At 47.2% G+C, this 19,541-nt stretch carries 14 protein-coding genes and 1 pseudogene; 11 read left to right on the plus strand and 4 right to left on the minus strand.

The genetic code is table 11. From position 1 onward, the window contains the following. The first annotated feature begins 383 nt into the window (after positions 1–383). From AYJ58_RS08465 to nagP, 8 genes are all read left to right on the plus strand, one after another. Positions 384–1,499 carry a substrate-binding periplasmic protein gene (locus AYJ58_RS08465; protein WP_106649756.1) on the plus strand — a complete coding sequence of 372 codons (1,116 nt, stop codon included), beginning with the start codon at positions 384–386 and terminating at the stop codon, positions 1,497–1,499. Beyond that, on the plus strand, positions 1,499–2,986 hold the full coding sequence (locus AYJ58_RS08470) for a methyl-accepting chemotaxis protein (protein ID WP_106649757.1): 1,488 nt from the start codon (positions 1,499–1,501) through the stop codon (positions 2,984–2,986). Before AYJ58_RS08465 ends, AYJ58_RS08470 begins: the two co-directional genes overlap by 1 nt. A 28-nt stretch (positions 2,987–3,014) precedes the next feature. Then, positions 3,015–5,813: a family 20 glycosylhydrolase gene (locus AYJ58_RS08475; protein ID WP_106649758.1), complete on the plus strand. Its 2,799-nt coding sequence runs from the start codon at positions 3,015–3,017 to the stop codon at positions 5,811–5,813. A gap of 223 nt (positions 5,814–6,036) precedes the next feature. Further along, entirely contained in the window at positions 6,037–6,945 is a 909-nt protein-coding gene (gene nagK, locus AYJ58_RS08480) for an N-acetylglucosamine kinase (protein ID WP_106649759.1), read from the plus strand. Positions 6,946–6,988: 43 nt separating this feature from the next. Then, positions 6,989–7,987, plus strand: a complete 999-nt coding sequence (nagB-II, locus tag AYJ58_RS08485; RefSeq protein ID WP_106649760.1) for a glucosamine-6-phosphate deaminase NagB-II — start codon at positions 6,989–6,991, stop codon at positions 7,985–7,987. Positions 7,988–8,042: 55 nt separating this feature from the next. Continuing rightward, a complete protein-coding gene (gene nagA / locus AYJ58_RS08490; RefSeq protein WP_106649761.1) occupies positions 8,043–9,179 on the plus strand; it encodes an N-acetylglucosamine-6-phosphate deacetylase in 1,137 nt (378 codons plus the stop codon). Between the two features lie 137 nt (positions 9,180–9,316). Next, positions 9,317–10,471 carry a transmembrane glucosamine N-acetyltransferase NagX gene (nagX, locus tag AYJ58_RS08495; RefSeq protein ID WP_106649762.1) on the plus strand — a complete coding sequence of 385 codons (1,155 nt, stop codon included), beginning with the start codon at positions 9,317–9,319 and terminating at the stop codon, positions 10,469–10,471. Positions 10,472–10,794: 323 nt separating this feature from the next. Continuing rightward, positions 10,795–12,093, plus strand: coding sequence for an N-acetylglucosamine MFS transporter NagP (nagP, locus tag AYJ58_RS08500; protein WP_106651783.1), 1,299 nt, complete (start codon positions 10,795–10,797; stop codon positions 12,091–12,093). Between the two features lie 97 nt (positions 12,094–12,190). On the opposite strand, the gene AYJ58_RS08505 is transcribed toward nagP, so the two are convergent. The 4 genes and pseudogenes from AYJ58_RS08505 to AYJ58_RS08520 all read right to left on the minus strand — a co-directional run bounded on the left by AYJ58_RS08505 (position 12,191) and on the right by AYJ58_RS08520 (position 16,416). Then, complete coding sequence (locus tag AYJ58_RS08505; protein WP_006080670.1) at positions 12,191–12,913, minus strand: TorF family putative porin; 723 nt, start codon at positions 12,911–12,913, stop codon at positions 12,191–12,193. A gap of 182 nt (positions 12,914–13,095) precedes the next feature. Beyond that, positions 13,096–13,461 (minus strand): annotated as a pseudogene (locus tag AYJ58_RS08510) (cupin domain-containing protein). Positions 13,462–13,491: 30 nt separating this feature from the next. Beyond that, positions 13,492–14,982 (minus strand): CoA-acylating methylmalonate-semialdehyde dehydrogenase, encoded by a 1,491-nt coding sequence (locus AYJ58_RS08515; protein ID WP_106649763.1) that lies wholly within the window; start codon positions 14,980–14,982, stop codon positions 13,492–13,494. Positions 14,983–15,051: 69 nt separating this feature from the next. Next, positions 15,052–16,416, minus strand: coding sequence for an aspartate aminotransferase family protein (locus AYJ58_RS08520; RefSeq protein WP_012196777.1), 1,365 nt, complete (start codon positions 16,414–16,416; stop codon positions 15,052–15,054). A 279-nt stretch (positions 16,417–16,695) separates the two neighbouring features. Between AYJ58_RS08520 and AYJ58_RS08525 the strand changes: the two genes are divergently transcribed. The 3 genes from AYJ58_RS08525 to AYJ58_RS08535 all read left to right on the plus strand — a co-directional run bounded on the left by AYJ58_RS08525 (position 16,696) and on the right by AYJ58_RS08535 (position 19,527). Then, on the plus strand, positions 16,696–18,192 hold the full coding sequence (locus AYJ58_RS08525) for an aldehyde dehydrogenase (RefSeq protein WP_106649764.1): 1,497 nt from the start codon (positions 16,696–16,698) through the stop codon (positions 18,190–18,192). A 408-nt stretch (positions 18,193–18,600) separates the two neighbouring features. Beyond that, positions 18,601–19,026, plus strand: a complete 426-nt coding sequence (locus AYJ58_RS08530) for a hypothetical protein (protein WP_106651784.1) — start codon at positions 18,601–18,603, stop codon at positions 19,024–19,026. A gap of 105 nt (positions 19,027–19,131) precedes the next feature. Further along, on the plus strand, positions 19,132–19,527 hold the full coding sequence (locus tag AYJ58_RS08535) for a hypothetical protein (RefSeq protein WP_106649765.1): 396 nt from the start codon (positions 19,132–19,134) through the stop codon (positions 19,525–19,527). Positions 19,528–19,541: the final 14 nt, after the last annotated feature.

Consider the following 19,541-nt stretch of genomic DNA (forward strand, 5'->3'; position numbering starts at 1 on the left):
CTAAATATGTCTATTCATAAAAAATAACAATAATTGTCAAAAAAATGTAGAAATCCTGTTTTTTCTTGTGTATTTTAACAATGACAACGCTGTCATCTGCTTGTGTGATACGTTGTTTGTAAGGTCTGCATGAGAGGATGAGGTCTCCTTTTCATGTGTTTGGCAGGAGTATTGCTGTCGGGCGGCGATACGTTTGTCTTTGATATTTTGATAGTCTCTCCCCAGAAACTAGCGTGGGCTGGGTACTGTAAGCAGTGCCCAGCCATTTTTTTAGGGTGTTTTTACAATATGATTTAAATGCCTACCTCAGCATTTGAACGTTAGCGGCATAGATCAATAAAACTCTCTGGTAAAAACCAGATAATAAAAAGAGGCTGCAATTTATGGCGATTCATTTAACGGCTGCGATGCGCGTCATTGCAACGGGCATGACGAGTGTCATTCGTCCTGTTTTTACACTAACGTCCGTACTCATTATCACTCAACGAGCTGTTTGCTTGTCATCTTTCATCCTGGCATTGACGAGTGTTTCGACGGCCGCCTCCTTCACTGTCTTTGCCGCCGATACCGTCTCAAGTCATTTCGCTGCAAACTCAAACTCAAACTCAAACTCAAACTCAAACTCAAACTCAAACTCAAACTCAAACTCAAATTCTAAATCTTACTCTGACGCCATTAAGTCTGATGCTTCTAACACTCGGCAACCGATTTCAAAAACAATCGTCACCACCATACAACAGACTTGGCAGTTAAATTTACTTAAGGAAGCACTGCGCCGTTCGGATAGCGATTACCAAGTACAGCAAATGTCGACTCAGATGAATCAAAAACGTAAGGTCGAAGAAGCACTCGCTGGGACAGTCGATGTGTTTTGGAGCATGACCTCAAAAGAATTAGAAGAAACTGTGCTTCCCGTGCGCATTCCATTGTTTAAAGGATTACTCGGTAATCGACTGCTGATTATCCGCAAAGCGGATGAAACGCGATTCTCCAAGGTGAAAACCATGGCGGATTTTAGGCAGTTAAAGGCGGGGCAAAATCGTTATTGGCCCGATGCCACTATTTTAGGGGCCAATGGATTGCCCGTCGTGACGAGTTATCAGTACACTAATCTATACCCCATGCTAGAAGGTGGGCGTTTTGATTATCTCGCCCTCGGCGCCCAGGAAATTGGTGAAGAACTCGCAAACCACCCCGATCCCGCACTTAAGGTCGATAGTCATATTCTGCTGCAATATCGCTCGCCAGCTTATTTCTTTGTGTCCCCTAAGCGCCCCGAACTCGCGGCGGCCATTTTAGCCGGGCTTGAAAGTATGGTCAGCGACGGCTCTTTTGATGAGATGTTCAATCGCGAGCTAAAAATTGAACAACTGTACCGCGAGGCTAAGTTTGAACAGAGGGTCATTATCCGCCTCGATACGCCGGATTTAAGCCCGTTAACGCCAATAGAACGTAAAGAATTATGGTTAGATCTCTTTAGTATGCAAGGTGCAAAATAATGAAAACATTAGCCTTAAAAGTACAAATTGGATTAGCAGCAGCGATTTTTATGATAGTCAGCGTGTTGTTCGGCGTATCTTACTGGTTGGCGAGCGATAAATTGGCCGCCAGTGAAACTGAGTTTGAAAACAATACCGTCGCCAATTTGCAAGTCACTATGGCGCAGCCCATCTTCACCTACGATTACGAACAAATCCAAGCCGTGTTATCTGTGATGCTTAAATCTGCGCAGATTTATCATATTGTCGTGAGCGACCATCGCGGTAAAGTGCTCGCCGAGAGTCAACAGGCTCAAACTGTGGCCGATGAGTATCTGGTAAAACGTGAAATTCACTTTGCTGACCAAGGTAACCCTACGGGCCAATTGGCCATTCAGTTTTCTATGTTGCCCATTCGCGCTCAGTTGTCAGATTTACTCTTAGGTTATTTCTTGCAGGCGTTGTTAATTCTTGGTGGTAGTTTATTTGTGATCTTCATTATTCTTAAACGTTTAGTGATTAATCCACTGGAGAATATTGTTCGCGCCATGGAAGAAATTGCCAGCGGTGACGGTGATTTAAGCCACAGATTACCGGTTGAGAGTCAAGATGAGATTGGTCAGCTTGCTAAGGCATTTAATGGTTTTGTAGAGCAAATCCACGGCACGATTTCCAAAGTGCACGAAACCTCAGGGCAATTACTGGGCGATGCCAAAGCGCTGGGGTCGCTGTCGCAAACGAATAATGATCGCGTGCAAACCCAACTAAAAGAAACCGAGGCCGCAGTGACGGCGGTTACTCAGCTGAGCGCCAGTGCTAACGAAGTCGCCATTAATGCGAAACGCACCGCGGACGCGGCGAGTCAGGCCGATAAAGCGGTCGATGACAGTCAGCGGCAGTTCGATTCGGGATTAGACATCACTCGTAAACTGGCATCTGAATTAGCCCGCTCGGCACTGTCCGTTTCACAGCTACAGCAAGAAACCCAAAAGATTGATGAAGTGGTCGTGGTGATCAACAGCATTGCCGAACAAACCAACTTACTGGCGCTTAATGCTGCGATTGAAGCGGCAAGGGCGGGTGAACAAGGGCGCGGGTTTGCTGTGGTGGCCGACGAAGTGCGCACCTTGGCGAGCCGTACTCAACAGGCTACAGGTGAAATACAGAAAATGATCCAGCAGGTTCAGAGCCGAGTGGCAGAAACGGTCACTGTGATGCAAGCGAGCCAAGCCCTCTCAGCTCAGGGCGTGAACCGCTCGGAAGAAATTAAGTTAGTACTCACTAAAGTGACTGATTTAGTCTCAAATATCAGTAATATGAACATCGAAGTTTCCCATGCGGCACAGGAGCAAACCTGCGTCACCGAAGCGATTTCTCGTACGTTAAATGATCTTGCCAATGTCTCAGGTTCAGCGTCACTCGATAGCGAGCACTTAGCGCACTCGAGCGAGCGACTGTTTCACCAAGGGGAAAGACTGCGGACGTTAGTAACTTCCTTCAGATTGTAGCCATTTCTGGAGCTAGATAAGGATAATCATGAATAAAACACTCTCAGCAAGCGCCATTTTACTGGCTTTAGGATTAACGGCCTGTTCCGAGGCGCCTGTGGTGCCTTCCACAGCCTCAGCCAATACGGCTGTGGCTCAAACACAGCAAGCTCAGGACGCATTAACTCAAGCGCAGTTACAACAACTTGGGGATTCGTTAGACGTAACTTACCGTGTTGTGACCAATGTGCCAGATGATAAGTGCCTAAAAGATAAAGCCGATGGTCGCTGTTTTGTCGCTCAAATTGATTTCGTGCCTGGTATGGATTTAGCCAGCCAAGATTGGGAAATTTATTTAAGCCAAATGCGTCCAGTGCAATCGGTTGAAAGCGGTGAATTAACGATAACGCACGTTAAAGGCGATTTACATCGTATTACGCCAACGGCTGCTTTTAAGGGATTTGTTAAGGGCGAGAAAAAGCAACTGACATTCCGTGGTGAGCTGTGGCAATTGGCTGAAACCGACGCTATGCCAAACTATTACCTCGCAGCAAAAGGATTAGAACCCGTCATTATCGCCAGTACTCAAGTGGGTAAAGATGCTGAAACGGGCTTAGAGACGCGTCCGTATGTTGAAGGGGTTACGAATGTTAAAACCCAATATCAACGCACTGAAACGGATAAACTCGCGCCAGCCGATGCCGCGCAATTATTTAAAGCCAATCAAAGCGTGAGTGAAGATGCCGCCTTGGCTGTGGATACCATTATCCCAACGCCACAGAAGGTGAAGGTTCATTCAACTGATACACCAGTATCCCTTTCTGATGGTATTAAGCTTGAATATCAGCAAGATAACCCAGAGCAAAAGCGTCAAGTTGCGGCGGCGGTGGCACGTTTAGCTCGCCTAGGTGTGGCTGAATCTGCGAGTGGCATTACGCTGAAATTTGCCAGCCAAAAAGGGGATGAGGGCAGTTATCGCTTAGATATTCAGCCAGCTGAAATTGTGATCGCGGCCAATGATGCGGCGGGCTTCTCTTACGGTTTGTCATCATTAGCAAGCCTTGTGGATGTGAATTCGCTGAAAGTGAATGCCATGACCATTGAAGACAGCCCACGTTATCCTTTCCGTGGTATGCACATTGATGTGGCACGTAATTTCCACAGCAAACAATTGTTGCTGGATTTGCTCGACCAAATGGCGGCTTATAAGCTCAATAAACTGCATTTACACATGGCTGACGATGAAGGTTGGCGACTCGAAATCGACGGGCTACCTGAGCTGACCGACATCGGTAGTAAACGTTGTCATGATCTTACTGAAAATACCTGTCTGTTACCGCAACTGGGCAGTGGTCCTTTTGCGGAGTCGAGCGTTAATGGTTTCTATACTAAACAAGACTATATCGACATAGTGAAATATGCCGAGGCGCGTCAAATTCAAGTGATCCCATCGATGGATATGCCGGGTCATAGCCGCGCCGCGATTAAAGCGATGGATGCGCGTTTTCGTCGATTACAGGCTGAAGACGTAGAGCTTAAAAATACGGGCAAAGTGCAGGTTGTCCCTGTGCAGGAAACGGCAAATCAAGCTAGCACAGCGGTAAAAGCGTTAGATGCGGGCGCTCGTCAATTGCAAGCTGAAGGGAAAACCACTGCAGCTGAGCAATATTTGTTATCCGATGCAAACGACAAGACAGTTTATTCTTCAGTGCAATATTACGACGACAACACGCTTAACGTATGCATGGAATCGACTTATCACTTTGTCGATAAAGTGATTGATGAAATTGCCAAGTTACACCAAGCCGCGGGTCAACCATTGACGCGTTACCACATTGGTGCCGATGAAACGGCGGGAGCTTGGAAACAATCACCCCAGTGTTTAGCATTTGTCGCCAATAACGATAAAGGCGTTAAGTCGATAGATGACTTAGGCGCTTATTTTATTGAACGAATTTCGACTATGTTAGCGGCAAAAGGCATTGAAGCTGCAGGGTGGAGCGATGGCATGAGCCATGTTCGCCCTGAGAATATGCCCGCTAAAGTGCAGTCTAATATTTGGGATGTGATTGCCCATAAAGGTCATGAGCGCGCCAATCAGCAGGCGAATCTTGGTTGGGAAACCGTGCTCTCTAATCCTGAGGTGCTGTACTTTGATTTCCCCTATGAGGCCGATCCTAAGGAGCATGGTTATTACTGGGCGAGCCGCGCGACCAACAGCCATAAAGTCTTTAGCTTTATGCCTGATAACTTAGCAGCCAATGCCGAGCAATGGACCGATATTGAAAATCAGCCGTTCGAAGCGGACGACAGAATAAAACTCGATGAGGCGGGTAACAAAGTCTCGGGCCCGAGGGAGAAAGGCAAACCTTTTACTGGCTTGCAAGGGCAGATTTGGAGTGAGTCGATTCGCAGTGACGATACAATTGAATATATGGTGTTCCCGCGTTTGTTGATGTTGGCCGAGCGTGCTTGGCATCAAGCGTCATGGGAAGTACCTTATCAATATCAAGGCGCTGTATATAATCAAAGCTCGGGTGCTTTTACTTTAGCCATGCGTGATGCACAGGCAAAGGAGTGGCAACAACTCGCGAATACCTTAGGCCATAAAGAATTTATCAAGTTAGATAAAGCGGGGATTGATTACCGCGTACCGACGGTCGGCGCCGAGATCCGTGAGGGCAAGCTGTTTGCCAGTATCGCATATCCTGGGCTCAAGCTTGAATACCGAAGCCTCAATGGCCAATGGCAAGCTTATCGAGCGGGGCAGGCGGTTACTGCACCGATTGAGATCCGCGCCATTGCTGCCGATGGTATTCGTAAAGGCAGAAGCTTAATCATTAACTAAATTGGTTTTTATATCTGGCTGTATTTTAAAGATAAAATACAGCCTTTTTGTTTTTCTGTGTCGGTGATTTCCTAAATTTGATTTTAGATCATAAATCACTTAAAAAAGTAAATGACAACGCTGTCATTTTTGCTGTAACATTGAGTTAACTAAAGTTGAGCGCTGTATTAACGGCAAATAATAAGCAACGGTAGCGCTGCATTGATAGGTGAAGAGGGGTGTCATGGGGTTAGTCCAGACAAAAGATCAACAACTGTTTATAGGTGTAGATGGCGGCGGCAGTAAATGTCGCGCCACCATCTACTGCGCAGACGGTACCGTTTTAGGGACAGGTGTTGCTGGACGCGCAAATCCACTGCATGGTCTCACACAAACATTTGAATCCATTGAAGCATCGACTCGCCTGGCGTTGCTGGATGCGGGCATGAACGAGAGCGATAGTCACTTGCTAGTGGCGGGTCTTGGTCTTGCTGGCGTAAATGTCCCTAGGTTATATCAAGATGTTATCAACTGGCAGCATCCTTTTGCGGCCATGTATGTCACTACAGATTTACATACGGCTTGTATTGGTGCCCACCGCGGTGCCGATGGCGCAGTGATCATCACGGGCACAGGTTCTTGCGGTTATGCCCATGTTGGTGATACCAGCTTGAGTATTGGTGGTTATGGTTTTGCATTGGGTGACAAGGGCAGCGGTGCTTGGCTGGGATTAAAAGCCGCCGAACACGTGTTGTTAGCACTCGATGGTTTTGCCGTACCAACCCGATTAACCGATATGCTGCTTAATTATTTTAACGTCACAGATGCGCTCGGCATTGTCGAAAATCTAGCGGGTAAATCATCAAGTTGCTACGCCGCATTAGCCAGAAGCGTGCTTGATTGCGCCAATGAAGGTGACGCAGTCGCGACGGCCATAGTGCAAGAAGGCGCGGATTATATTAGCGACATGGCGCGTAAGTTATTTAGCCTAAATCCGGTGCGTTTTTCGATGATCGGTGGCCTTGCAGAGCCTTTACAAGCCTGGCTCGGTGCCGATGTGGTTGCCAAAATTTCAGAAACCTTAGCCCCACCCGAACTCGGTGCTATGTATTTCGCCCAGCAAGAATTTAATAAGTCGTTGTCAGTGCAATAGGCACTGAAGCCAAATCCTGTATTTGAACGTGAAGGTAAAAGACATGACAAACACTATTATGGAGCAAGAAGCTCGCACCGCACCGCAAAAAATCGCTGGTCAGTTAGAAGCTAACGCTGAAATCATGCAGCAGTTAGGTGAAAAACTGCGCGCCTTCGATCCCCGTTTTGTAATGATCGTTGGTCGTGGTTCATCGGATCATGCGGGTGTGTTCGCTAAGTACTTATTTGAAATCGAAGCGGGTGTACCGACGTTTGCCGCCGCACCATCAGTGGCGAGTGTGTATGGTAAGACCTTGAAACTCGAAGGCGGTTTAGTGATTGTGATTTCACAATCTGGCCGTAGCCCTGATATTTTGGCGCAGGCGCGTATGGCAAAAAATGCCGGCGCTTTCTGTGTTGCCTTAGTCAATGATGAAACCGCACCGATTAAAGATATTGTCGATGTGGTTGTACCTTTACGCGCCGGCGAAGAAAAAGCCGTTGCCGCGACTAAGAGTTACCTCGCGACCTTGTCGGCGATTTTACAACTTGCCGCCGCTTGGACTCAAAGCGAATCGCTTGCTAGCGCCGTCGCTTCTTTACCCCAAGCGCTGCAAACGGCGGTGGACGCTGAGCCACAACTCACGCCAGAATCCGTTGCCGACGTGAAGAACTTAGTCGTACTCGGCCGTGGTTTAGGTTATGCGGTATCTAAGGAAATCGCGCTTAAACTGAAAGAAGTGTGCTCAATCCATGCTGAAGCATTCAGTAGCGCCGAATTCCTCCACGGTCCTGTGACCTTAGTTGAGAAAAAACTCACTATCGTTGATGTGTGCATTGGCGATGAATCCTACGCTAGCCACATCGAACAGATTGAAAACGTGAGCCAACGCGGCGCCGATTTAGTGCATCTGAATCAAACCTCGACCGACATTCACCCTCGTGTTGCTCCGTTAGCGTTATTACAACGATTCTATATCGATGTGGCTGCAGTTGCGATTGCCCGCGGTATTGACCCTGACCAACCGGCGGGCCTTAAAAAAGTGACGCAAACGCTCTAAGCTGCCGAAATTAAAGACTTAAGTCACTCGTGTTATTTATTGAAAGAGGTTTGTGATGAAAATCACCTTGATCGCTGAGCGTATTTTTGATGGTGAATATTTCCATCAAGATGTGCCTGTGACTGTTGAAGACGGGCACATTCTGGCGTTTGATACGGTTGTTGGCGCGAAGGAAATCCGCCAAGCCGGAACGCTGGTACCGGGTTTTATCGATGTACAAGTGAACGGCGGCGGCGGGGCGTTATTCAATGCCGATCCAAGTGTTAATTGCATTGAAACTATCGGCCGTGCCCATGCGCGTTTTGGCACGACGGGATTTTTACCTACGCTTATCACCGATGATGTCAGCGTGATGGCCAATGCGGCCGATGCCGTAGCCGAGGCTTTAGTCAAAGGTAGCGCTGGTGTTTTAGGGGTGCATTTTGAAGGGCCACATTTATCTGTGCCTAAAAAAGGTGTGCATCCGCAGGGTTTTATTCGCGAAATAACCGATGCTGAACTCGCGGTATTTTGTCGTCAAGACTTAGGGATTAAAGTCGTCACGCTTGCGCCTGAGAATGTGTCAACAGAGGTGATCCGCACGCTTGTCGCCTCGGGCGTTAAGGTGTGTTTGGGTCATTCTAATGCTGACTACGATACTGTGGTTGCGGCATTAGCGGCAGGCGCGACGGGCTTTACCCATCTTTATAATGCGATGTCACCACTCGGTTCCCGTGAGCCTGGCATGGTTGGCGCGGCGATTGAGAGTGAAACCGCGTGGTGTGGTTTGATTGTCGATGGTCACCATGTGCATCCCGCGGCGGCAAAGGTCGCACTACGGGCAAAACCTAGGGGCAAAATGATGTTAGTCACCGATGCTATGCCGCCTGTGGGTATGGACGGTGAGACTAGCTTCGAGCTCTTCGGTACGCAAGTGCTGAGAGTCGGCGACAGATTAAATGCCGTGACCGGTGAGCTGGCGGGCTGTGTGCTCGATATGGCGACTGCGGTCAATAATACCGTCAACTTGTTGGGTTTGCCTTTGGCGGAAGCCTTGAAAATGGCGGCGTTTTATCCCGCTCAGTTCCTCGGGATTGACCATAAAGCTGGCCGTTTAGCACAGGGACTCAGGGCTGATTTTGTCTTGCTCGATGCGCACAACAAAGTGCAGGCAAACTATATTGCTGGAAATGCAGTTTATGTTCGCCCTTAGTGTGCGTTGAGTCAGCAAAGCGTTAACCTTGGCCCTTGTCGTATTTTGATGACAGGGGCTAAGTTTTTTTATTGTACAGCATTAGTTTGGCTCAACTTTACTAAAAGCTTTTAATAACAATAATAAAGGATGATGGCATGGGGACGACACAGACAAACGCAATTGAGCCTGTAAAGGTGAATAAACCTAGGTTGATGTCGCTGGATGCACTGCGCGGCTTCGATATGTTTTGGATTTTGGGCGGTGAGGCCCTGTTTGGTGGCTTGCTTATTTTAACGGGCTGGGCAGGTTGGCAATGGGGCGATGAGCAAATGCACCATAGCCAATGGCATGGCTTTCGGTTTTACGATTTAATCTTCCCGCTGTTTATTTTCCTCTCAGGTGTGGCTTTAGGTTTATCTCCCAAACGTTTAGATAAATTATCCTTGAGTGAGCGGTTACCTGTGTATCGGCATGGGATTAAACGACTCTTCTTATTGTTGCTACTGGGCATTTTATACAATCACGGTTGGGGTACGGGCGCGCCTGCCGATCCTGAAAAAATTCGCTATGCCAGTGTGTTAGGCCGCATCGCCTTTGCATGGTTATTTGCCGCATTATTGGTGTGGCATACGAGTCTACGAACCCAAATTATCGTCGCTTTGGGCATCTTACTCGGTTATGGCGCAATGCAACTTTGGTTGCCTTTCTCAGGTGGACAGGCGGGCGTGCTCTCGCCAACGCAATCCATCAATGCCTATGTCGATTCGATTTTATTGCCCGGCGTGAGCTATCAGGGGCGCACGCCCGATCCTGAAGGTTTACTGTCGACCATCCCCGCCATAGTCAATGCGTTAGCGGGTGTGTTTGTCGGCCACTTTATTGTTAAATCCCATCCTAAAGGTGAGTGGGCTAAAGTGGGATTGCTCACCGCTGCGGGTGGCGTTTGCTTAGCCTTAGGTTGGCTGTTGGATCTTGTCATTCCCGTCAATAAAGAGCTGTGGACTAGTTCATTTGTGCTGGTAACGTCGGGCTGGAGCATGATACTGCTGGCGGTATTCTATGCCTTAGTCGATGTGCTTAAGTGGCAAAAAGCCGCATTTTTCTTTGTGGTGATAGGCACGAACGCCATCATTATTTACTTAGCGTCGAGCTTAGTGGATTGGAAATATATCGCCCAAAGCGTATTTGGCGGCTTAGTGATGGCCTTGCCTGAAAGCGCTCAAGCGTTAGCTGCGGTTGTCAGCTTACTTGCGGTGCAGTGGCTGGTGTTATATTGGATGTATCGCCGCAATATTTTTGTCAGAATTTAATCTGTTTGCTTAATAGCTTGAGCCGCACACACTCAGTGTCTGCGGCTTTTTTTACATTATTTTCTGGATGTAAGTCATCACTTACTTATAACTTATCAGTTGGCCAATCGATGATTACGAGGGAATATTCGCGATAATTTATTAAATGACAGCGTTGTCTTTTTGTGTTATTTGTTTTAACATCACTGAAACAATGGTGCGTTTGGATGATAACATTAGCCATTGCGGACGAGTCGCGATACGGATATTCGGGAACTTAGGCATTAATTTAAACCCCGTTATCACCTAAATAATTAATTACTATAAGAAGCAGGTTTATGGAAATGACACTCGATAAAAGCCAGCAGAAAAGCAGCTTTCTCCCCATGGCCATAGTGGCCGCTCTCTTTTTCATCCTCGGATTCGCCACTTGGTTGAATGGTTCTTTGATGCCTTATTTGAAACAAATATTGCAACTGAATCCCTTTCAAGCGTCGTTGATCCTGTTTTCTTTCTACATTGCAGTGACCTTTACTGCCTTGCCATCCGCTTGGCTTATTCGCAAAGTCGGCTATAAGAATGGTATGGCGATAGGCATGGGTGTGATGATGTTGGCGGGCTTACTGTTTATCCCTGCTGCGGAAACACAAATATTTGCCCTATTCCTTTTCGCCCAATTAGTGATGGGCGCAGGCCAAACCCTATTACAAACTGCGGTTAACCCTTATGTGGTGCGTTTGGGGCCTGAAGAATCTGCGGCCGCCCGTGTGAGTGTGATGGGTATTTTGAATAAAGGTGCGGGTGTGATTGCGCCTTTGGTGTTCTCTGCACTGATTTTAGACAGTTTTAAAGACCGTATTGGTACTGAGCTGACTCAAATTCAAATTGAAGAAATGGCCGACGGCCTAGTATTCCCTTATTTAGGCATGGCGATTTTTATCGGAATTTTAGCGCTAGCGGTAAAAAAATCCCCATTACCAGAATTATCCAATGAAGATGAAGTGGCTGAAAATACCGATAAAGGCCAACTTAAAGCGGCACTGTCACACCCTAACTTAGCCTTTGGCGTGCTGGCGCTGTTTGTGTATGTAGCGGTGGAAGTGATCGCTGGTGACACTATCGGCACTTTTGCGCTATCACTCGGGGTTGAACATTACGGGGTGATGACCTCCTATACTATGGTGTGTATGGTGCTAGGTTACACGCTCGGTATCCTATTAATTCCTCGCTTTATTTCACAGCCTAAGGCCTTGATGGTGTCGGCCATTTTAGGTTTGCTGCTGACATGCGGTATTTTGTTCGGCGACAATAACTCCTACGCTATCGCGAATGTTGTGTTAGTGCCTTTTGGTGGCGTTGCGTTGCCAGACACCCTGTTGATGATTGCCTTCCTTGGTTTAGCCAATGCAATTGTTTGGCCTGCAGTATGGCCGTTAGCCTTGTCTGGTATGGGTAAATTGACCAGCACAGGTTCTGCGCTGCTTATCATGGGGATTGCAGGTGGCGCCTTTGGTCCTGTGTCTTGGGGCTTAATGAGTTCGGCGACAGATATGGGTATGCAGGGCGGTTATATGGTGATGTTGCCCTGTTATCTGTTCATTCTGTTCTACGCGGTAAAAGGTCATAAGATGCGTAGTTGGTAGACAAGTAAGCTTGAGTTGCTAAAAAGAAGCCCTCGATGATGAGGGCTTCTTTGTGTCTTATCTAAGCGGTTCTTGTGAACTTTATACTAAGGCCAAATTAGAACGCGTAACTTACGCTCGCAAGTACGGTATCTGAGTTTTTAAATACACCATCAGAGACCTTTTGATCGCCGCTAAGATCTGTGCCTAACCAAGCGAGAGAAAGCCCAAAACCTGATAGTTCAGTCGATACGCCAACAGAGTAATCTGAGTAGCTATCAAAACCTTCACCGTCATCTAATGCATCACCCACGTTATAGCCGTAGTGCAGATCGAGGCTCCAATTCTCAACAAATTCATAGGAATAGTTAAGCTCAGCGTAGTGATAGTCTAAATCAGTGCCGCCATAGTCATTGGTGTACCAGTAAGCGGCGCGAAAGCCTTTAAAATCCATACCAGCCGTGACTTCAAAGTAGCCTATGTCACTCTCGCCAGAGTAGTTATAACGGTTAAGGGTAATGTCATAGGTCAGATCTTCGTTGATCTCACCGCCATAGGCGACATAGAAATCGTATTCGATGGCAGGGCCGTTATAGCCTGGCTCATCAAAGTCCACGTTACTTGCCCAAGCGCCGACAGAGAAACCCGAGTCGAAGCTCCAATCGATACCGCCTTGCAGGGCAGGATCGCCAGCGGTTTGTGATACGCCGCGAAAACGATAGTCGTTAGTGAGACTAATTTCCCCTGTTACTTCGGCGGCGGCCATGCCGGAGAATAGGGTCGTGGTTAGCGCGAGTCCGACAAGCTGTACCAGCCGTTTTTTATTCAGATTGTTATACACGGTATTTCTCCCATTTTCTTTGTTGACTCGGACGTGTTACTGGCGGCCATGGTTATTCAATCGTGCCAGTGCATCCGTTGGTGTGCCAAACAACAGCCTAGGAAAACCCGTTGCTGTGACCTCATGGCGAGTATTGCTAAGATAACTTAGCTTGTTTGAGGCTAACATCAGCCTCGTTGATCTCATTTTTGTTCGAAAATGACGTAAACCTTGCGGCAGGGTTCCACGACTTCCCAAGTGCCTTGAAAACCCGCGGGTATAATAAACCTGTCGCCCACAGTGAACGTCTACGATTGACCTTGAAGATCTGTGATAACACTTATCCCTTCGAGGATTTCGCAGTACTCGTATTCAGTGTAGTTTATTTTCCAAGCGCCTGATTCACTTTGCCAAATTCCACTGTGAAATTGATCACAAGGGCTAGAATAATGATTCTCTAATCCTTGAGTTGGATTGCCTGCTAACAACTTTTCCGTCGGTAACTGATAGGTTTGGACGGCTGTTTGCGCCGTAGCAAAGCGAATAATGGCGTTGATACTCACAGTCATTTGCGATTTCCTTGTTGAGCTGACATTCGGCTATTTCATCGTAGGCATTACAAACTCGGCTTGAGTCTGTTTACCCACGGGCCAGCGGGCAGTAATTGCCTTACGTTTGGTATAAAAACGCACGCCATCTGGACCATGCATGTGCAGCGGCCCAAAGAGTGATCGCTTCCAACCGCCAAAACTGTGGAACGCCATCGGTACCGGGATAGGTACGTTCACTCCAACCATACCGACTTGTACGTGGTGACAGAAATGCCTTGCCGCTTCACCACTTTGGGTGAAAATCGCCGTGCCATTGCCAAATTCGTGTTGGTTAATCAGCTCAAGCGCCGTTGGATAATCTTTCACGCGCACAATCGCCAGCACTGGGCCAAAGATTTCTTCGCGGTAGATGCTCATTTCAGGCGTGACGTGGTCGAACAAACAGGCGCCGAGGAAATAGCCCCGTGGATTTTCTTCAACACTCAATTTACGGCCATCGACCAGCAGCGCTGCGCCTTCTTGTACACCGGCTTCAACATATTGGGTGACCTTGGCAAGGTGCTGTTTGGAGATCAGCGGACCCATTTCCATCTCTGGCGTTAGGCCGTTGCCGACTTTTAAGCTTTGGATTTGCGGTAGCAGTTTTTCCACTAACGCATCGCCCACATCGCCTACCGCGAGTACGACAGAAATCGCCATACAACGCTCACCAGCACTGCCGTAGGCTGCGCCCATTAAGGCGCTAACGGCTTGATCTAAATCCGCATCTGGCATAAGTAACATATGGTTTTTCGCGCCGCCTAAGGCTTGCACGCGTTTGCCATGTTTAGAGGCTGTGCTATAGATGTATTCGGCAATCGGCGTTGAGCCCACAAAGCTCACCGCTTGCACATCTTTATGGGTGAGTAAGGTATCGACGGCTTCTTTGTCGCCGTTAATCACGTTAAACACGCCATCGGGAAGACCCGCTTCTTTAAGCAGCTCGGCAATACGCATCACCGAGCTTGGGTCTTTTTCTGAGGGTTTCATAATAAAGGTGTTACCGCAGGCAATCGCGATTGGGAACATCCACATGGGAACCATCACGGGGAAGTTAAAGGGCGCTATGCCTGCGACAACACCTAAAGCTTGATTAACTGACCAAGAATCGACCCCGCCACCGACTTGCTGGGTGTGTTCACCTTTAAGCAAGTGCGGAATACCACAGGCAAACTCGACCACTTCGAGACCACGGATCAACTCGCCCTTAGCATCGTCGATCACTTTACCGTGCTCGCGGGTGATAAGTTGCGCCATTTCATCTAGGTGCTGCTCGACTAAGGCTTTGAATTTAAATAGCACTCGAGCGCGGTTGAGTGGTGTCACCTGCGACCAGGTTTCAAAGGCGGTTTTAGCGATTGCGATGGCTTCACCGACTTCAGTTTCGCTTGCCAGTGAGACCTGGCCACGTAGTTCACCCGTGGCGGGTTCAAAAATATCTTGGGTTCTGGTACTGGCAGGGGTGTGCTGACCATTAACAAAGTGAGTGATCTTGAGCATAGTTAACCTTTGATGTGCCCCGCCGAAGCGGGGTGTTAAATGTGAGAGTGGAACGAACCGCTGGCGTTATTATCCAACGGCGTTAATGGCATCGCTTAGGCTATTAACCATTTGGTCAATTTCGCGTTTATCGACAATCAGTGGCGGTGACATGGCAATAATGTCGCCCGTGGCGCGCACTAAAGTGCCGTGGCGGAAGCAGTGTTCAAACACGCCGTAACCCCGTTTACCGGCGCCTTGAGCGTTAGGGGAGAATTGAATCCCAGCGACTAGCCCTGTGTTGCGAATATCAATCACATTCGGCAACCCTTTGAGGCTGTGCACTGCGTCTTCAAAGTAGCGCTCAAGCTCAAAGCTGCGCTCGAATAATTGCTCATTTTCATAAATCGATAGGGTGGCAAGCGCCGCAGCCGCAGCCACTGGATGACCGGAATAGGTGTAGCCGTGAAAGAACTCAATCAGTTCATTGGGGCCTTGCATGCAAGTGTCGTGGATAAAATCTTGCACGAACACAGCGCCCATAGGAATCGCACCGTTATTGATGGCTTTAGCCGTGGTGATTATATCTGGGATAACGCCCCAACGTTGACTCGCAAAAGCGGCGCCAACACGGCCAAAAGCAGTGATGACTTCGTCAAAAATCAATAGGATGCCGTGCTTTTTAGTGATTTCACGCAGACGTTTTAAGTAACCTTGTGGCGGCAATATCACCCCTGCTGAACCCGACATTGGTTCAACGATTACGGCGGCAATATTCTCGGCGCCATGCAGGGTAACAAGCTGTTCTAATACTTCGGCTTTTTCAGCGCCAAAGTGTGAGAGTCCACGGGTAAATGCCGCATTTTGGATATCTAAGGTGTGGGGTAAGTGATCGACGCCTTGCAGTAATTGGCCGCTAAATGCCTTGCGATTATTGCTTAAGCCACCCACAGATATGCCGCCAAAGCCGACACCGTGGTAACCCATTTCACGCCCGATAAAGCGGGTGCGTGAGGCTTGACCGTTGGCTCTGTGATAGCAAAGTGCCATCTTAAGCGCAGTATCGACGGACTCAGAACCTGAGTTAGTAAAGAAGACTTTGTTTAATCCTTCAGGACTGAGCTCGACTAAGCGCTCGGCAAGTTCAAAGGCAATGGGGTGACCCATCTGAAAGGAGGGCGCGTAGTCCATCTCTTTAATTTGTTTGCTGACAGCTTCGCTGATTTCTTTGCGACCATGGCCTGCGTTACAACACCATAAACCTGCGGTAGCATCTAATACCTTATTGCCATCAATATCTGTGTAATACATGCCTTCCGCTTTGGTGAGTAACCGCGGGTTGGCTTTGAATTGGCGGTTGGCGGTAAAAGGCATCCAGAAATGTTCAAGTGAGGGGTGCTCAGTTGAAGATTGATGTGAAGCATCACTTGAGGAATTGAGCGGCAAATCGGCCATAGTGTCTACCTTGTCCTGTATTTTCAGGTCTTGTTTTAGGGTGGCTAATATTTGCTATGCTATGTTAGAAATAATGAACATGGAAGAGCTGTGTGCAGTTATTTGTGGCAAAAAAGCTATTTTTGTAAAAAATATTGAATTTTATTGCTCAAACAGCGTAATCTGAAGCTCGGATTACGACTGTGATGATGTGTCGCATTTGCGCTAATGTCGTCACAGACCACTATTTCTTGTCGATGAACGATAAACCACACCTATGCGAACTATTAAGAGGTCATCATGAGTACACCGAAGAAACGCAGCGAATGGGAAAGTCTTGCTGCCAGCCTGTCTATTAATGGGAAGGCGTTTATCAATGGCGAATACCAAGATGCCGTTTCGGGTAACACCTTTGATTGTATTAGCCCTATCGATGGCCGCTTGCTAGTAAAAGTGGCGAGTTGCGATCTTGCGGATGCCAATCTTGCGGTTGCCAATGGCCGCAGCGTATTCGATTCCGGTGTTTGGTCGCAGCAGTCTCCAGTAAAGCGCAAACAAGTGATGATACGTTTCGCCGAATTACTCGAAGAAAATGCCAATGAACTCGCATTGTTAGAAACCCTCGACATGGGTAAACCGATTCGTTTCTCCAAAGCAGTGGATGTGGCGGGCGCTGCCCGTGCGATTCGCTGGTCTGGCGAAGCGATTGATAAAATTTACGATGAACTTGCACCAACCGCTCACAATGAAATTGGCATGATCACCCGTGAACCTGTCGGTGTTGTCGCTGCGATTGTGCCGTGGAACTTCCCTATGCTGATGGCGTGTTGGAAGCTCGGGCCTGCACTTGCCACGGGTAACAGTGTGGTATTAAAACCCTCTGAAAAGTCACCCTTAACGGCTATCCGCATGGCACAACTCGCCATTGAAGCCGGGATCCCCCAAGGCGTATTAAACGTGTTGCCAGGATTTGGCCATACCGTAGGTAAAGCCTTAGCATTACATATGGATGTGGATACGCTGGTGTTCACAGGTTCGACAAAAATTGCCAAGCAATTAATGATTTACGCTGGCGAATCGAACATGAAACGCGTGTGGTTAGAGGCCGGAGGCAAGAGCCCCAATATCGTCTTTAATGACGCGCCAGATCTGAAAGCCGCTGCCGTTGCTGCGGCCGAAGCCATTGCCTTTAACCAAGGTGAAGTTTGCACCGCAGGTTCGCGTTTGCTGGTGGAATCAGGGGTGAAAGATGAGCTTATCGCGCTTATCGCAGAGGAGTTAGCCTCATGGCATCCGGGTCATCCACTCGACCCTGCCACTGTGAGCGGCGCCGTTGTCGATAAACAACAGTTAGACACCGTACTCAGTTACATCAAAGCGGGTAAAGATGAAGGTGCAACCTTAGTCCACGGTGGCAGCCAAGTCATGGCCGATACGGGCGGTGTATATGTGCAGCCAACGGTATTCTCTAACGTAAACAACCAGATGAAGATTGCCAGCGAAGAGATCTTTGGCCCAGTGTTATCTGTCATTGAATTTAATGGCATGGAAGAAGCGATATCAATCGCCAACGATACCATCTACGGTTTAGCCGCTGGCGTGTGGACATCGGATATTAGCAAGGCCCATAAAACCGCTAAAGCCTTGCGCGCTGGCATGGTGTGGATCAACCATTACGATGGCGGCGATATGACAGCGCCGTTCGGTGGCTATAAACAGTCAGGTAATGGCCGAGATAAATCTCTGCACTCCTTCGACAAATACACAGAACTGAAAGCGACTTGGATCGTGCTATAAGCGTTCTGTTTTTATAACCGCTCTTTTTTGTCTATATAAAAGAAGGAGCCACTTTCGCTCAATACTAAAACCTCTTTTCATATTACATAGAAAGAGGTTTTTTATTTTTTGGAGCTCAAGCCGTCCCCATTTTTCTAAGCCAGATTTTACTTGTAAAATCTGTATCTTCTGCTGTAGATAAAATATTGCATTCTTGATTCGTAATCATGTTACTCACTCATACCCGATAGAATATTGACTTTAAACACTCCCATTAATATCTCAATTTACTTCCATTCTTATCAGCTTCATAAATATCGTAAGTTATCGCTTATAAATTTGTGGCTTTCAAACATTACCATTAATGCATTTAGTCATAGTGTGAAAAGGGTTGTAAGTTATTTATGATATTATAGGGTGCTTAGAGCATTGAATAAGAAGGCAAGTACGCACAATGTAGAAGAGTTTGGGGAAATCGTCAGTAAAGCTCTCGATAGTTACAAATCCGATTTTATGGAACTTGTTAGGGAATATGCGATTTCTTGTAAAAATCAAGGTGAGGCATATTGCGATTTTTTTGTCGATATAGCCTCTATGATGAATGGCGCATGGTTTTTAACCGCAGTATGTGAATTTGAGTATGCTTCTGAATTTAAAGCCTTTAATTGGTATCAATTATTGAATGTTGATATAGGCAATATGCCAGAAGATGATTTGTTCTCCCTACAAAATAAGCTATATGAAATCGGTTATATTTGGTTGGTGGAGCAATTAATTTCCTCTAAAAAAGAAATAAAATGTATCGAAATTAGGTTGTTTCATAATGGCAGCAATGAATACCAATCTTTGGCATAATCAGCTTCTAACAGAGCTAAACGACATCCGTCACTGGGCTCATTGGATAGAATTTTTGTGTGTGGTTATGTCATACCGTTGGTAGTATTTATCTCTAGGGCAAGTATGAAGAACTTTATTAGCAAAGATCTAGATATTGAAGAGTTTAAAAAAAGATTCGATAACACCAGAGAAAGTTTTATTAATTCTCTAAATACAGCAAGTAAAGGTTATCGAAATGTAAGGTTCTTCGCTTGTGATGAAACTGGAGTCCCCATTAAATGGGTATGGGATGATGAAACGTTCACACATACTTGGGAAGAGGGTACTCTTGAAGACGCTATTCAGTTTGCCCGTGACATGATAAATAGTGGAATGTATTTTGCGTTTATGGGTTGTTTGTCTGGTTCCAGTGACCTTGATATTTGGCTGACCACCTTTGAAAACCCCATAAAGAAACCTACATGGCCAAGTGGTAAAGAACCCAAATTTGAGATTATCCATGAAGTGTTAACTCGTTAGGGCTTTGTTTACCG

This window comes from Shewanella sp. Pdp11, from assembly GCF_002838165.1.
Lineage (GTDB): Bacteria > Pseudomonadota > Gammaproteobacteria > Enterobacterales > Shewanellaceae > Shewanella > Shewanella hafniensis.

Coding starts and splice junctions, on each gene's coding strand:
- AYJ58_RS08465 (WP_106649756.1), top strand. CDS start 384: ATGGCGATTCATTTAACGGCTGCGATGCGCGTCATTGCAACGGGCATG.
- AYJ58_RS08470 (WP_106649757.1), top strand. CDS start 1,499: ATGAAAACATTAGCCTTAAAAGTACAAATTGGATTAGCAGCAGCGATT.
- AYJ58_RS08475 (WP_106649758.1), top strand. CDS start 3,015: ATGAATAAAACACTCTCAGCAAGCGCCATTTTACTGGCTTTAGGATTA.
- nagK (WP_106649759.1), top strand. CDS start 6,037: ATGGGGTTAGTCCAGACAAAAGATCAACAACTGTTTATAGGTGTAGAT.
- nagB-II (WP_106649760.1), top strand. CDS start 6,989: ATGACAAACACTATTATGGAGCAAGAAGCTCGCACCGCACCGCAAAAA.
- nagA (WP_106649761.1), top strand. CDS start 8,043: ATGAAAATCACCTTGATCGCTGAGCGTATTTTTGATGGTGAATATTTC.
- nagX (WP_106649762.1), top strand. CDS start 9,317: ATGGGGACGACACAGACAAACGCAATTGAGCCTGTAAAGGTGAATAAA.
- nagP (WP_106651783.1), top strand. CDS start 10,795: ATGACACTCGATAAAAGCCAGCAGAAAAGCAGCTTTCTCCCCATGGCC.
- AYJ58_RS08515 (WP_106649763.1), bottom strand. CDS start 14,982: ATGCTCAAGATCACTCACTTTGTTAATGGTCAGCACACCCCTGCCAGT.
- AYJ58_RS08520 (WP_012196777.1), bottom strand. CDS start 16,416: ATGGCCGATTTGCCGCTCAATTCCTCAAGTGATGCTTCACATCAATCT.
- AYJ58_RS08525 (WP_106649764.1), top strand. CDS start 16,696: ATGAGTACACCGAAGAAACGCAGCGAATGGGAAAGTCTTGCTGCCAGC.
- AYJ58_RS08535 (WP_106649765.1), top strand. CDS start 19,132: ATGAAGAACTTTATTAGCAAAGATCTAGATATTGAAGAGTTTAAAAAA.